Source organism: Christiangramia fulva, assembly GCF_003024155.1.
In the GTDB taxonomy this organism is placed as follows: domain Bacteria; phylum Bacteroidota; class Bacteroidia; order Flavobacteriales; family Flavobacteriaceae; genus Christiangramia; species Christiangramia fulva.
The window spans coordinates 904,826-919,619 of the sequence record NZ_CP028136.1; the positions used below are offsets into that span (position 1 = coordinate 904,826).

13 protein-coding genes are annotated in these 14,794 nt (G+C 40.8%); 7 read left to right on the plus strand and 6 right to left on the minus strand.

Translation table 11 applies throughout. The features are described from left to right. The first annotated feature begins 112 nt into the window (after positions 1-112). A complete protein-coding gene (locus C7S20_RS04215; RefSeq protein WP_107011308.1) occupies positions 113-1,648 on the plus strand; it encodes a S10 family peptidase in 1,536 nt (511 codons plus the stop codon). Positions 1,649-1,769: 121 nt separating this feature from the next. Here the strand turns inward: C7S20_RS04215 and glmS are convergent, their stop codons facing one another. The 3 genes from glmS to C7S20_RS04230 are packed head-to-tail and all read right to left on the minus strand — an operon-like array spanning position 1,770 to position 6,000. After that, positions 1,770-3,617 (minus strand): glutamine--fructose-6-phosphate transaminase (isomerizing), encoded by a 1,848-nt coding sequence (gene glmS / locus C7S20_RS04220; RefSeq protein WP_107011309.1) that lies wholly within the window; start codon positions 3,615-3,617, stop codon positions 1,770-1,772. Between the two features lie 6 nt (positions 3,618-3,623). Then, the gene (gene bamH, locus C7S20_RS04225; RefSeq protein ID WP_107011310.1) at positions 3,624-5,171 is read right to left on the minus strand and encodes a BamH family beta-barrel-assembly machinery protein; all 1,548 of its coding nucleotides are present in this window, start codon (positions 5,169-5,171) and stop codon (positions 3,624-3,626) included. Positions 5,172-5,187: 16 nt separating this feature from the next. Next, positions 5,188-6,000, minus strand: coding sequence for a glycogen/starch synthase (locus tag C7S20_RS04230; protein WP_107011311.1), 813 nt, complete (start codon positions 5,998-6,000; stop codon positions 5,188-5,190). 110 nt (positions 6,001-6,110) lie between these two features. Here C7S20_RS04230 and panC point away from each other — a divergent pair, with 110 nt between their 5' ends. The 6 genes from panC to C7S20_RS04260 are packed head-to-tail and all read left to right on the plus strand — an operon-like array spanning position 6,111 to position 12,026. Next, a complete protein-coding gene (panC, locus tag C7S20_RS04235) occupies positions 6,111-6,959 on the plus strand; it encodes a pantoate--beta-alanine ligase (RefSeq protein ID WP_107011312.1) in 849 nt (282 codons plus the stop codon). 10 nt (positions 6,960-6,969) lie between these two features. Next, positions 6,970-7,320, plus strand: a complete 351-nt coding sequence (panD, locus tag C7S20_RS04240) for an aspartate 1-decarboxylase (protein ID WP_107011313.1) — start codon at positions 6,970-6,972, stop codon at positions 7,318-7,320. Between the two features lie 3 nt (positions 7,321-7,323). Continuing rightward, positions 7,324-8,289, plus strand: a complete 966-nt coding sequence (locus C7S20_RS04245; protein ID WP_107011314.1) for a lysylphosphatidylglycerol synthase transmembrane domain-containing protein — start codon at positions 7,324-7,326, stop codon at positions 8,287-8,289. A gap of 35 nt (positions 8,290-8,324) precedes the next feature. Beyond that, on the plus strand, positions 8,325-9,473 hold the full coding sequence (locus C7S20_RS04250) for an alpha/beta hydrolase (RefSeq protein WP_107011315.1): 1,149 nt from the start codon (positions 8,325-8,327) through the stop codon (positions 9,471-9,473). 12 nt (positions 9,474-9,485) lie between these two features. Then, a complete protein-coding gene (gene radA / locus C7S20_RS04255; RefSeq protein ID WP_107011316.1) occupies positions 9,486-10,850 on the plus strand; it encodes a DNA repair protein RadA in 1,365 nt (454 codons plus the stop codon). 39 nt (positions 10,851-10,889) lie between these two features. Beyond that, positions 10,890-12,026, plus strand: coding sequence for a peptidoglycan DD-metalloendopeptidase family protein (locus C7S20_RS04260; protein ID WP_107011317.1), 1,137 nt, complete (start codon positions 10,890-10,892; stop codon positions 12,024-12,026). Here C7S20_RS04260 and C7S20_RS04265 read toward each other — a convergent pair. From C7S20_RS04265 to C7S20_RS04275, 3 genes are read right to left on the minus strand one after another with little or no spacing between them, the layout of a single operon-like run. After that, positions 12,023-13,057: an NADP(H)-dependent aldo-keto reductase gene (locus C7S20_RS04265; protein WP_107011318.1), complete on the minus strand. Its 1,035-nt coding sequence runs from the start codon at positions 13,055-13,057 to the stop codon at positions 12,023-12,025. The two genes, C7S20_RS04260 and C7S20_RS04265, sit on opposite strands and share 4 nt — an antisense overlap. Further along, positions 13,057-14,019, minus strand: a complete 963-nt coding sequence (locus C7S20_RS04270) for an OmpA family protein (protein WP_423738337.1) — start codon at positions 14,017-14,019, stop codon at positions 13,057-13,059. The genes C7S20_RS04265 and C7S20_RS04270 overlap by 1 nt, the downstream gene beginning before the upstream one ends. Positions 14,020-14,030: 11 nt before the next feature. Continuing rightward, positions 14,031-14,792 (minus strand): exodeoxyribonuclease III, encoded by a 762-nt coding sequence (locus C7S20_RS04275; RefSeq protein ID WP_107011320.1) that lies wholly within the window; start codon positions 14,790-14,792, stop codon positions 14,031-14,033. Positions 14,793-14,794 lie beyond the last annotated feature (2 nt).

Below are 14,794 nucleotides of genomic sequence, written 5' to 3' on the forward strand. Positions count from 1 at the left end.
TTATTTCCGCAAAAGGGAAGCTACGGAAAGATAATCAGCCTCATTACCAACTTAATTACTATTTATTTATAAATTTCCGGAAATTAATAACTCTTAAAATTACTACTCAAAAATGAAACAACATTTAAAGGTTCTTTTATTCCTGTTTATGCTGACTTCTTTTCCCACAATGTATTCGCAGAAAAAAGAACCCACTGCTTCTGACAGCTTATTTGCAAAATATTTAAAACCCGAAAAATCGGTTACCGAAGGTACGGTTACCGTGGAAGGTAAAAGCATTGACTACAAAGCTATTGCCGGCACTATGGTTTTAAAGAATGACATGGAAAAACCAACCATAAGCATGTCTTACACCGCCTATTTTAAAGAGGGATTGAAAGATGCTTCCAAGCGCCCGATCACCTTTATTTATAATGGCGGTCCCGGCAGCGCGACCATCTGGCTTCATATGGGCGCCTGGGGCCCTCAGCGAGTTTTTCTCAAGGACACCTCCAGAACCAAAGCTCCCTATAAAACGGTCAACAATGATTACAGCCTTTTAGATGTAAGTGATCTTGTTTTTATTGACGCGCCGGGAACCGGATTTGGTAAAATCATTACTGAAGATATGGGAGGTGCAGGTGAAAAAAAGGATTTCTACGGAACTGACCAGGATGCCAAAGCCTTCACCGATTTTATCACGAAATTTATATCGGAATTCGACCGATGGAATTCTCCAAAATATCTTTTCGGTGAGAGTTATGGAACCTACAGATCTGCTGTAGTTGCAAAAAACCTTCAGGAAAAAAATATCAGCCTGAATGGGGTAATTCTGCTTTCCCAGCTTCTTTCGTGGGATAATATGACAGAGCTGGCATCTGAAAATCCTGGAAACGACAAACCTTTTCAACTCATCCTACCATCATTTGCAGCTACAGCATGGTATCACCATAAATTACCCAACCGTCCTGAAAAATTAGAGCCTTTTTTAAAGGAAGTAGAAAATTTCGCCCTCACAGACTATGCACTTGCCCTTAACCAGGGATCAGATATCAGCGAGGCAACTTTTAATGCAACGGCCCAGAAACTTCATGAATACACCGGTTTGCCTGTGGATTTCATAAAAAAAGCAAACCTGAGGGTAAACGGACCGCAGTTTGAAAAAGCATTATTGGGAGATACTAATGAGATAACGGGAAGGCTTGATTCAAGGTTTAAGGGTGAAAGCTCCAATCCTTTAGGGGAAACCCCGGCTTATGATCCTATGGATTCTTATATAGATGCTGCTTTTACTTCGGCTTACAATAATTATACAAGAACACAACTCAATTTTGGAAAAGACAGGGAATATAATGTCTTTGGAAATGTACACCCATGGGAAATGAACCGAAAAGAGGGATATGTTGGTTTTCCAAATGCTATGAACGATTTAGCGGAAGCGATGGTTTATAATCCAGATTTGAAAGTAATGCTCAATATGGGTTATTTCGATCTTGGAACTCCTTATTTTGAAGGTATTTATGAAATGAAACATTTGCCAATGCCTAATTCTCTTCAAAAAAATATTGAATACCAGACCTACATGTCGGGACACATGGTTTACCTGCACCCGGAATCGCTGAAATTGCTTCACGATAATGTGGCAGCTTTTATCAAAGCCACCCATTAATTTAAAGTTCAAAAAAGAAAAAATCCCGCAGGTTTCTGTGGGATTTTTTTGTTTTAGATCACTTTAATTCGTCAAGCTGAACTCGCTTCAGCTTCTATATATATTGACGCTAGAATCAAATCTATTCCACCGTCACCGATTTAGCGAGGTTTCTTGGCTGATCTACATTCTTACCAAGCATTACTGCGATGTGATAAGAAAGCAACTGCAGCGGAATAGTGGTCAGTAAAGGTGTTAAGGACTCGATGGTTTCAGGCACTTCGATCACGTGATCGGCAAGTTCCCTTACTTCGCCATCACCTTCGGTCACTACCGCGATGATCTTTCCTTTTCTGGATTTTATTTCCTGAATATTGCTCACCACTTTTTCGTAATGTCCTTTTTTGGTAGCAATTACCACAACCGGCATCTGTTCATCGATAAGCGCGATAGGGCCATGTTTCATTTCTGCGGCCGGATAACCTTCAGCATGGATATAAGAGATCTCCTTGAGCTTAAGCGCCCCTTCAAGTGCTACCGGGAAGTTATATCCTCTTCCTAAATATAGACAGTTAGGAGCATCTTTATAGGTATAGGCGATTTTTTGAATAAGCTCATCAGATTTCAAAGCTTTCATCACTTTTTCCGGAATCCGCTCCATTTCCTGAAGGTGAAATTGAAAATCACTATTAGAAATTGTGCCTTTAAATTTACCTAATTTGAGCGCCATCAGGGTTAATACAGTGATCTGCGTCGTAAAAGCTTTTGTTGAAGCAACTCCAATCTCCGGGCCTGCATGGGTATAGGCACCTGCATGGGTTTCCCTCGAAATCGAAGAGCCCACCACATTGCAAACTCCAAAAGTAAAAGCCCCTTTTTCCTTGGCTAATTTAATTGCCGCCATGGTATCAGCGGTTTCACCACTTTGTGAAATGGCGATCACCACATCATTTTCTGTAATAACAGGATTTCTATACCTGAATTCTGAAGCATATTCCACTTCTACTGGAATTCGGGCAATATCTTCAAAAATATATTCTGCCACGAGTCCGGCATGCCATGAGGTTCCGCATGCAACTATAATAATTCGTTTCGCGTTGGCGATACGCTCAATATTATCATCAACACCTGCCATCTTTATAATGCCTTTTTTTACCAGCATTCTCCCCCTGTAGGTATCGCTGATGGCATTTGGCTGTTCGTGAATCTCTTTCAGCATAAAATGCTCAAATCCACTTTTCTCAATTTGTTCCAAATTAAGCTGAAGCTCCTGAACGTATGGATCTACCAGAGAGTCATCCTTGATCTTGCGTACCCGCACATCCTTATGCCTCCTAACCACTGCCATTTCACCGTCTTCCAGATATATGGCATTATTGGTAAATTCGATAAAAGGGGAGGCATCAGAAGCTACAAAGAATTCGTCTTCTCCAACTCCAATAGCGAGAGGACTCCCTAATCTGGCAACAACGATCTCATCGGGTTTCTTTTTATTGAAAACCGCGATCGCATAAGCTCCTACGGTTTGATTAAGGGCGATTTGCACAGCTTTTCCCAGTTTAACTCCCTCTTTTTTGATTACATCTTCAATAAGGTTAACCAGGACTTCAGTATCAGTCTCACTGGTGAATTGGTAACCTCTCTTCTTAAGCTCTTTTCGAAGAGCATCGTAATTTTCTATAATTCCATTATGGATGATCACAAGATCACCAGAATTGGAATAATGAGGATGGGAATTTACATCATTCGGTTCACCATGAGTAGCCCAACGCGTATGTCCAAGCCCAACATTCCCATTGGTGGAAATTTCACTTTCAAGACGTTTTTTTAGATCGGCAACCTTTCCTTTGGTTTTGCTCATCTTCAACTGCTCACCATCATAAAGAGCGATGCCCGCACTGTCATACCCGCGGTATTCCAGTCTTTGCAATCCTTTTAAAACTATGGGATATGCCTCACGATGTCCAATATATCCAACAATTCCACACATATTCTCCTAATTATAATCGGTGTAATAAATCCTTAATTTAAGTCTTTTTTCAGGGTCTGCTGCCTCATCACCATACAAAACGGTTCCTAAAGGTGTAAACAAAGAGGTGGAAGGTATTTTTTGCACATTCTCAATTCCTCTAACCGCAGAAAAATTAGTAACATTTATATTCCCCGGAACTACCAGGCCTAAACGGACATTTTCAATATTTTCGTTTATCAAATTGGAAAGGTGCTGAGTGATCCGGATCTTGTAAAAAATTCCTTTATCATCCTCTCCTCTTTCCAGCAATGGCGCAAAAGTCAGTTTGGATTTTCGGGAAACGCTATTAGTAACAGGATCATTATCATAATCAGCCAATAAAGTATTATTATCAAGATTATAAAGAAGAAGCCGTTCGGGTTCTTCAGAATTTGCCACAGCCTCCTGATCGACATAAAAGATAAGATTGGCTTCGTTTACCAGCATTTTATTGTCTATGAGATCCTGAAGCACACTTTCATCGGGAAAAAGATCAATAACAACCATGCTTCCCTCTTCTCCTTTTACATACAATTTTTCAGAACCGTTTGAATTCTGGTCCTGTTCATTTATAGCCTGCAAAACCGAATCGGGAAATTCTCCCGAATAGGTATTGAAATGAATTCCACCGGAGATCATTAGATCATAACTCGCCTGTTTATTAACTGTTGTAGTATTTCCATCAACTTCTTCTTCGACTTCATGAGTATAATAGAGGCTGATCTTTAAATCTGATCCTGAAAAATTAAACAAGATCTGACTTCCATCAGTTTCATTTGGTTCAGCTTTAATAAAAAGGCTTCGGAAGTAATTCCTGAAATTCCCATTATTCATTAGCTCAGACGAGCCTTCCTTATTCAGTATTTTATTCTGAAAAAAGGCAATCGGTAGCTTTATTCGTAAGGCCGGAGCATTGGTAACTGTATCTGTCTCGCCATTCTTCACTTCATAGGTATCATAAGTGACTGCTGAAGGTTTGAAATTAGGGTCAACGAATAAGGGATCCCCTACGATATGTTGCTCCACTACGGGCTGTTGATCAGAAAAATATTTCTGGCGTTGCTCAAAATCAGTTTCAGGATCGAGATCGTTCAGAAAATAAGAGGTTTCATAAACCGATAATTTAAAGCTTCCTCCACCAAAGATCGAATCGAGTTTATATCTTGGATCATCTGTAGTACTTTCGGCTGTCTCGGTTGAATAATATGGAAGGGTCAAAACAACACTATCTAACTGAGGATTGGTGCCAAATTCTGGATCAACCCTGGAAAGACTAAGCTGGGTAACAATACTCGCTGTACTTTCGCCGTAAACAGGATCTTTATAGGTTCCTAAAACAAGATTTGCAAGATTATTGGTTTGGACTGAATTTATTTTTTGAGAATACGCATCCACCTCATATTCGTTCATCTTCACATCAGTAGGGTTATTTATTATTTCCCCACCTATCTTCGAATAATCTTCATCACATGCTGTAAAAGCGGAAAGAGCAACCAATACGGCTGCGAACTGAATCAATTTGTTTAATTTCATGTAGAGCTATTACTTTCTATTCAGACAAAACTTTTGTAGTGTAAAAATCCTGATAAGCCTGAGCGAAATTTTCTTTTTCGGTATATGGGAGTACCGGTTTGTCTAATTTATCTATATATTTTTTCAATTCTTCAGGCACGTTATCACCGCCTATTACCACCGCATCAGAATTATCGACGGCTGTTTTAAGCAGGTTGACAAAAGTAGGATTTTTTAGATGTTTTACACTGGCATTTTCCAGTCCATCAAACAATACTTTTTTATAAGTTTCCTTATCTAACGTATCATCAAAGCTTTGATTGTAAATTGAAGTAACTATTTTGGAATCTCTGAACAGGGGCTCATTGCCATAATAATTTCTTAAGTACAACGGCAACAGCGAAGAAAGCCAGCCGTGAACATGAATGATATCTGGCGACCAGTTCAACTTTTTGACAGTTTCTATTACTCCTTTGGCAAAAAAGATCGCCCTTTCATCATTATCGGGAAAAAGATTTCCATCTTCATCGGTAAGCGTGGCCTTTCTTTTAAAATAATCTTCATTATCAATAAAGTAAACCTGCATTCTTTCTTTCGGAATGGAGGCGACCTTAATAATAAGAGGCATATCAAGATCGTTGATCACAAGGTTCATCCCGGAGAGCCTGATCACTTCATGTAACTGATGTCTTCTTTCGTTAATATTGCCAAACCTGGGCATAAAGATGCGTATCTGTCCGCCAAGATTATTGACCATTTTGGCTGCTTCAAATGAGGTTGATGATATTTCGGTTTCAGGTAAGTAGGGTATAACTTCAGATGAGACGTATAAGACTCTCTTATCTTTCATAGATTGTTTGCTTTAATTACGTTTCTGAATAAAAAACACGCAAAATTACAAAATTTTATGCAGATTGCCTGAGATATATTAAGTTTGCACGCTGTTAATTTTATAATAAAATGCAGATTTTTAGGGAGAAAAAGGAGCTTTCACGGGCTATAGATTTGAAAAAAAAGGAAGGAAAGTCCCTAGGGCTCGTTCCTACCATGGGAGCCCTTCATGAAGGTCATCTCTCGTTGGTAAAAAAAGCCTTACAGGAAACCGATCTTGTGGTAGTAAGTATTTTCGTAAATCCAACTCAATTTGACAATCACGATGATCTGGAAAAATACCCCAGAGATCTTCAAAAAGATCTTGACCTTCTGAAAAGTATTGATGAAAATATCTGGATCTTTGTTCCCTCTGCAGAAGACCTCTACGGAGAAGAAATAACTTCTGAACATTTCGAATTCGACGGATTAGAAAAGGTGATGGAAGGCGCTTTCCGCAAAGGCCATTTTGACGGAGTTGGAACCGTTGTAAAAAAACTCTTTGAAACCGTAAAACCAGATAAGGCCTTTTTTGGTCAAAAAGATTATCAGCAGCTCCAGATTATTCGTAAATTAACAGAAAAGGCTGCACTTCCCGTAGAGATTGTGGGCTGCCCTATTCAAAGGGAAAGCAACGGCCTTGCAAGGTCTTCGAGGAACGAACGTCTAAATGACCAATCCAGAGAAAAGGCAGCTTTTATATATGAGACTCTTCAGAAAGCGAAAGATCTCTTCGGCACAAAAGATGCAGATTATGTAATAGAATGGGTAGAAAAACAGTTTCAAAATCACTCATTTTTAAATCTGGAATATTTTGAGATTGCAGATGCCAATACGCTCAAAAAGATAAATCGAAAGCAAAAAGGAAATCAATACAGGGCCTTTATTGCTGTTTATGCAGGAGATATCCGTTTAATAGACAATATTGCTCTGAACTAATTAATTGAAAATGCAGATTCACGTAGTAAAATCAAAAATCCACCGGGTGAAAGTAACCGGGGCCGATTTAAACTATATTGGCAGCGTAACTATTGATGAAGATCTTATGGACGCTGCAAATATCGTGGAAGGTGAAAAGGTCCAAATTGTGAACAATAATAACGGGGAACGCCTGGAAACCTATGTGATCCCCGGGGCCAGAAATTCAGGAGAAATCACTCTTAACGGTGCGGCAGCAAGGAAAGTGGCAAAAGGCGATGTTCTTATCATTATCGCCTATGGTATTATGGATATGGAAGAAGCCCGCAATTTTAAGCCTTCACTGGTGTTCCCAGATGAGGAAACAAATTTGCTTAAATAAACAGTGAGAAAAAAAACTACCAGAATATTAAAGATTTTTATTCCCCTCTTTTTGGGGATTTTTTTGATCTGGTATTCTCTGGGTACGGCAACACCGCAGGAAAGGGCCGAGATCTGGTCGAGTATTAAGCAAGCCGATAAAAGCTGGATAATAATTTCTTTTTTTCTTGGAGCCCTCTCCCATCTTTCCCGGGCCTATCGATGGAAATATCTTTTGGAGCCCATGGGTTACACTTCCAGACTTTCCAACCGTTTTATGGCTGTTATGGTCGCTTACCTCGCTAATTTCGGAATCCCGCGTTCAGGAGAGGTGCTTAGAGCAGTGAGTTTATCGAGCTACGAAAAAGTACCTTTTGAAAAAGGTTTTGGAACGATAATTTCTGAAAGAGTTGCAGATCTTCTCATACTCATGCTTATTGTGGTTCTGGCTATTAGCTTTAAAACTGAAACCCTCTTAACTTACTTACAGGAGCAGCATATAAATCCTCTTAATACGTTTCTGATCTTCCTAATGCTCCTTGCGATCATGGTCATAGCCCTCAATTTCGTACGAAGATCCTCCTGGCCTCCCTTTCAAAAATTGAAGAAAATTGCCAAAGGCCTTTTGGAAGGAATGCGCAGTATCCTGCGAATGAAACACAAATGGAAATTTATATTCCATACCGTTTTCATCTGGACCATGTATGTGCTAATGTTCTTTGTGATTAGTCAAAGCCTTCCTGAAACTGCAAATGTGGGCAGCGGAACCCTTCTTGCGGCATTTATTGTTGGCTCTTTTGCGGTATCTGCAACTAACGGAGGCTTAGGCGTTTATCCACTAGCAGTAGGCGGAATTTTAATCTTCTTTGGAATTGAAGAACATGCAGCCGAGGCCTTCGGATGGATCTCCTGGACCACTCAAACCTTTGTGGTACTGATATTTGGCGGACTTTCTTTTATTTTGCTCCCTATTCTGAATAATAGGAAATAATAATTACCTTACAGGTCCAAATCAATACTACGCCTATGAAACGATTATTACTTATGGTAATGGCTCTTCTTGTGCCATTATGTTATTATGGCCAGGTGAAATATGAACAAATTTCTTCAGAAAAACTTGGCGAAACCAGACAGATCAAAATTAAGCTGCCACGAAGCTATGAAGACAAGCCGGACAAGGTTTATCCCGTTATGATAGTTCTTGACGGAGACTATCTTTTTGAACCCATAGCAGGAATGGTAGATTATTATTCTTATTGGGAAGAGATCCCTGAAATGATTGTGGTCGGGGTGAACCAGGACGGGATCAGGATGGAGGATACTTCGTATGATGAAAGGTCCCTTCCCACAGCAAAAGGAGCAAAGTTCTTTGAATTTTTAGGAATGGAACTTATGGCCAAAATGGATGAAAAATTCCGTACTTCCAATTTCCGGATAATTGCCGGACATGATTTTACCTCAAATTTTATCAATTATTATTTGTTGAAAGAACAGCCGCTTTTCAGCGCATATATCAATATCAGCCCCGATCTTGCCGCAGAAATGGACGCACGCCTTACCCGTTCCCTAACCAATTCTGAAAAGAAAATATGGTATTACCTGGCAACGGGATCAGAAGATATTCCGGATCTAAAAAAGAATATTCTCAGCTTTGATAATCAGCTAAAAAAAATTGATAATAAAGCCCTTCATTATAAGTTCGACAATTTTGAAAATGAAACTCATTATTCATTGGTAGGCAAGGCGATTCCTTCGGCCATAGAGTATATTTTTGAAAATTACAGGCCCATTAGCCAGAAAGATTTCAATGAAGTGCTTCTTCAAACTTCCATTTCTCCTTCAAAATACCTTTCTGATAAATACGAAAGTATTAACGAACTTTACGGAGTCAAAAAGAAAATCCGTCTAAACGATTTTCTGGCGGTTTATCAGGCCATTGAAAAGACCCGAAATTGGGAAGAACTGAAGCCTCTTTATAAAATGGCCTATGACAATTTTCCCGGCACCATGCTAGGCACTTTCTTTGAAGCCCGTTATGAGGAAGAAACCGGAAATCCGAAGAAAGCGATGAGAATCTATCAAAATGCTTACGGACAGGAGAAAATTGCTTTTATTAACACCGATTTTATGCTGGGAAAGGCTGAAGCGATAAAAAAAGATTTCGGGTATAATTAAAAAACAGAGTTAATGGCGAAGGTGAAAACCGCGTATTATTGTCAAAAATGTGGGGCGCAATATGCCAAATGGCAGGGAAAATGCAATTCCTGCGGCGACTGGAATACTATTGTTGAAGAGGTTATACAAAAGCCTGATCCCAAAGACTGGAAAACTTCAGCTAAAAAAGAAGCCAAAAAAGCTTCAAAACCTTTGCTGATTTCTGAAATTGAGACCAGTCCGCAGCACCGAATGATCACCGGGAATGGAGAACTTGACCGCGTTCTTGGCGGAGGCCTCGTTCCCGGCTCCCTTACCCTGCTCGGCGGCGAACCCGGAATTGGGAAAAGTACGCTGTTGCTTCAAATTTCTCTGGGCCTTCGCAATAAAGTGCTGTACGTTTCAGGAGAAGAAAGCCAGCAGCAAATCAAAATGCGGGCACAACGAATCAATCCCGATCCCGCAAATTGTTTCATTTTAACCGAAACCAAAACTCAGAATATCTTTCGCAATGTGGAAGAAATAGAACCTGAGGTGGTGATCATAGACTCCATACAAACCCTTCACAGCGATTATATTGAAAGTTCCCCGGGAAGCATCTCCCAAATTAGAGAATGTACCGCAGAACTTATCAAATTTGCCAAAGAGAGCAACACACCGGTTATCTTGATAGGCCACATCACCAAGGAAGGCAGCATTGCCGGTCCAAAAGTACTGGAACACATGGTTGATACCGTGCTTCAGTTTGAAGGCGACCGCAATCATGTTTACCGGATTCTAAGGGCGCACAAAAACCGATTTGGCTCAACCCATGAACTCGGAATTTATGAAATGCAGGGCAGCGGATTAAGAGAAGTTTCCAATCCTTCCGAAATTTTAATTTCCAGGAATGAAGAAGATCTTAGTGGCACCGCAATCGCTTCCACGCTGGAAGGTATGCGCCCGCTTATGATCGAAATCCAGGCTTTGGTAAGCACCGCCGTTTATGGCACACCTCAGCGATCTACCACGGGTTATAATGCGAAAAGACTGAATATGCTTTTAGCCGTTCTTGAAAAACGCGCAGGTTTCAGGTTGGGAGCCAAAGATGTTTTCTTAAATATTACCGGTGGGATTAGCGTGGAAGATCCCGCGATCGACCTGGCGGTAGTGGCCGCCATTCTTTCTTCAAATGAAGATATCGCGCTGGAAAAAGATTTCTGCTTTTCTGCTGAAGTAGGCCTTGCCGGGGAAATTCGCCCGGTTATGAAAATTGAACAACGTATTCTCGAAGCCGAAAAATTAGGTTTTGGATCTATAATGATTTCAAAACTTAGTAAAATTCCGAGACAGCACTTCAAGATCAACATCGTTAAAGTTTCCAAAATTGAGGATGTGGTAGGATATCTTTTTTCCTGAAAAGCTTTTATGTAGCTATATTTGAGGGAAGTATAGCTTATGGTGAACAGGAAGATAATAGGGATTTTTTTGATGCTTTGCCTGATCGCCTGCTCAAAAATTGAAAAAACAGGTGACCTCCTCAAAGGATTATCTGCCAGGGAAAAATATCAGAAAGAAAACGATATTTCCGATGAACTTTTTGAGCTCTGGAACTCACAAATCGATAGTGCCCTTAATGACAAAATAAAAATCAGTTTGCCATACCGGGAAATTGGGGGACTCATGCCCAGGGATTTTTCGGTATATTCTTATGAAGGCTATTTTTTACCGGGAGAGATCATCAAAGCGAAAATGCAAACCGATTCTTCCGAAACAAAAATTTTTATTCAGTTATATAAAGCCGATGAAAATGATCCGGATAATTTTCAGAAAATAGCTCAACCCGATGACGATAGCCCAGGCCTAAATCATGAGATCAATGAAAAAGGGCTTTACAAGATCATTTTTCAGCCCGAAATTGAAGCTCATACCCCATTTAAACTGGAAATAGAAAAATCACCGGCCTACATTTTCCCTGTTGTTAATGGAAGGAATGAAGATATTGGCAGTTATTTTGGCGATATGCGGGAAGGCGGAAAACGAGATCATAAAGGCCTGGATATTTTCGCTAAAAAGGGAACGGCCGTGGTTGCCGCGGTTAATGGGCGTATCATACGTACCGGCGAGGAAGGCCTGGGCGGAAAACAGGTTTGGCTAAGGGATCCTAAACGGCACCAGTCTTTATATTACGCGCATCTCGATAGTATCATTCCAGATCTGTCACGGGTAAAGACTGGCGATACCTTAGGTTTTGTTGGTAATACAGGAAACGCCGTGAACACTCCTTCACATCTGCATTTCAGAATTTACAAACGCAGCAGGGGAGCTATCGACCCTATAGGTTTTGTTTACCAAACCGAACATCATAATTTAGGTGCACAGGAACAAGGCATCATTCCTCCACGGGTTATAGTCACCGGTAAAACAGCCAATTTCAGAAATAAACCTTCTAACGATAATTCCCGGTTGCTCAAAACTGCAAAACAGGGAGAAAAATTAAAAGTTTTAGGCAAAGCTGAAGACTGGTTCCATGTGCGTGACAGTCTGAACCAGTCTATGTTTATTCATGAAAGCCTTGTAATACCTGCCGATTAGGGAGCTGGATTGGGCATGGAATTATGAATTTCATCGATCTCTTCCAGGATTTCATCAGAAAGTTCCACATCGATACTCGATATATCTTCCCTGAGTTGATCCATCGTCGTGGCTCCAATAATATTGCTGGTTACAAAAGGCTGCTGGTTAACAAAAGCCAGCGCGAGATGGGTTAAACTCATCTCAAACTTCACCGCCAGCTGATTGTATTTTTTAGTGGCTTCTACCGCCTGGTGATTGGTATACCTTTTATACTGCGGGAAAAGGCTTAATCGTGTATTTTTTTTAATCCCATTCAGGTGTTTCCCGCTAAGCGTTCCCATTCCAAGAGGTGAATACGGCAATAAACCCACATTTTCGCGATGATAAATTTCAGTAAGCCCGATTTCATCCTTTCGGTTCAAGAGGCTATAGGGATTCTGAACTGTTCTTACCCGTGGCAGGTCATTTTTGCTTTCTTCCAGAAAACGCATCAGTCCGTAAGGACTTTCATTAGAGAGACCAATATATCTGATTTTTCCCTGCTGAATAAACTGGTTAAGATTTTCAAGGATCTCCCTGAAGTTATCTTCCCATTTTTCCTCTTCCTCATGCGAATAATCCCTTTTTCCAAAGAAATTGGTATTTCGCTCCGGCCAGTGAAGCTGGTAAAGGTCTATATAATCTGTATTGAGGCGCCTAAGACTGTTGTGAATGGCATCCTCCATTGCTTTTTTATGAAAGCCCATATTTTCACGAATATGGGACACCATATCAGCAGGACCTGCAATTTTGGAAGCGAGGACTATTTCCTCCCTTCTACCGGTTTTCTTAAGCCAGCTGCCAATTATCTCCTCGGTGCTCCCCTGAGTCTCGGGACGCGCAGGTACCGGGTACATTTCAGCGGTATCAATAAAATTGATTCCCTGATCTAAGGCATAATCTATTTGTTGGTGACCTTCTTTTTCTGTGTTTTGCTGGCCCCACGTCATGGAACCCAGGCATATTTTACTCACTTTTACATCCGTATTCGGAAGTTTGGTGTATTTCATTAATTAGTTTCTTTTAATAGTTTGGTGATCTCATCGAGTTTAGGAGTCAGGATCACCTCAATTCGTCGATTTTTTGCTCTTCCGGCCTCTGTATCATTCGATGCTACCGGCATAAATTCACCCCGACCCGCGGCCGTAAGGTTCTGAGGATCGATATTCGGATTTTCCCGCAGAATGTGCACAATAGAGGTCGCACGTTTGGTGGAAAGGTCCCAGTTATCTTTTAGTTCTCCCCGGCCGCCATATGGCACATTATCGGTATGACCTTCAATAAGTACGGCGATATCGGGATTTTGAGCAAGAACCTCCCCTAATTGCTGAACGGCGCGACGGCCTTCAGCATTCACGGCCCAGCTTCCGGAATCAAAAAGAAGCTTATTTTCCATAGAAACATAAACCTTCCCGTTTCGCTGTTCCACAGTGAGGCCTTTTCCTTCAAAATTGGTCAGCGCATTGGAAACCGCTTCTTTCAAGGCATTCATTTTGGCATCTTTGGCGGCAATTAGCTTTTCCAGTTCATCGATTCGCTGGGAACGAAGAGCAAGGTCCTTTTCCAGCTTTTCAAGCCTCCTATTTTCCTGAATTAAAGCCGCTTCTTTTTCGTCAAGCTGGGCCAGCAATTCCCTGTTCTGCCGGGAATTTTCGGCAATGGCCGCAGAACTGTTCTGCTCCAAAGCATCATACGACTTTTCCAGGCTTTCGTAATTCTTCCGAAGGTCGTTCAGCTTTTCCATCAGCTGATTACGCTCTGTAGTTATGGTTTCATAATCTTTAGTAAGTACCGCATATTTTTCCTTAAGATCTTCAGAAGTGCGTCTATAATTTTCAAGATCGCCCGACATTCTTCTGTTTTCGCGCTGAAGATCGGCATTACGACTCTCCAGTTCGTTGTATTTCTTTGACGAAACACAGGAGGTTGCAATACTCAGAATAGCCAGAATTAAAAGTGCTTTTATTTTCATCATTTTGTTTTTTAATCAATTTCTACCAGCACGGGACAGTGATCACTATGCATGGCATCGGGCAAAATCACTGCTCGCTGCAGCCTTTCTTTTAAGGGCTCGGCAACAAGATTATAATCAATTCGCCAGCCTTTATTGTTGTTGCGGGCATTGGCACGGTAACTCCACCATGAATACTGATGGGGCTCCTCATTAAAATGCCGAAAAGAATCGATAAAACCGCTTTTCATGAAACCATCGATCCAGGCCCTTTCTTCAGGTAAAAAACCTGAGACAGTTTTAAGCCGAACGGGGTCATGAATATCGATCGCCTGGTGACAAATATTGTAATCGCCGCAAATAATAAGATTCGGCACAGACTCCTTCAGGTTATCGATATAATCCTGAAAATCATCCATAAACCGAAATTTATGCTGCAATCTTTTACTGCTGGTTCCCGATGGTAAATAAAGGCTCATCACAGAAACGTCCTGAAAATCGGCTCTTAAAATGCGGCCTTCATGATCCATATAATCTATTCCGCTGCCGTAAATGACATTTTCCGGTTCTGTTTTACTTAAAATAGCAACGCCGCTATAGCCTTTTTTCTCTGCAGGATGCCAGTAATGATAGGGATAACCCGCTTCTTCAAAATCTTCAAGATTTAGCTGTTCCGGCTGGGCTTTAATCTCCTGAAGGCAAACCACATCAGGATCTGCCTGCTGAACCCAATCTAAAAAACCTTTTCTTATGGCGGCTCTTATACCATTAACGTTATAAGAAATAATCTTCATTG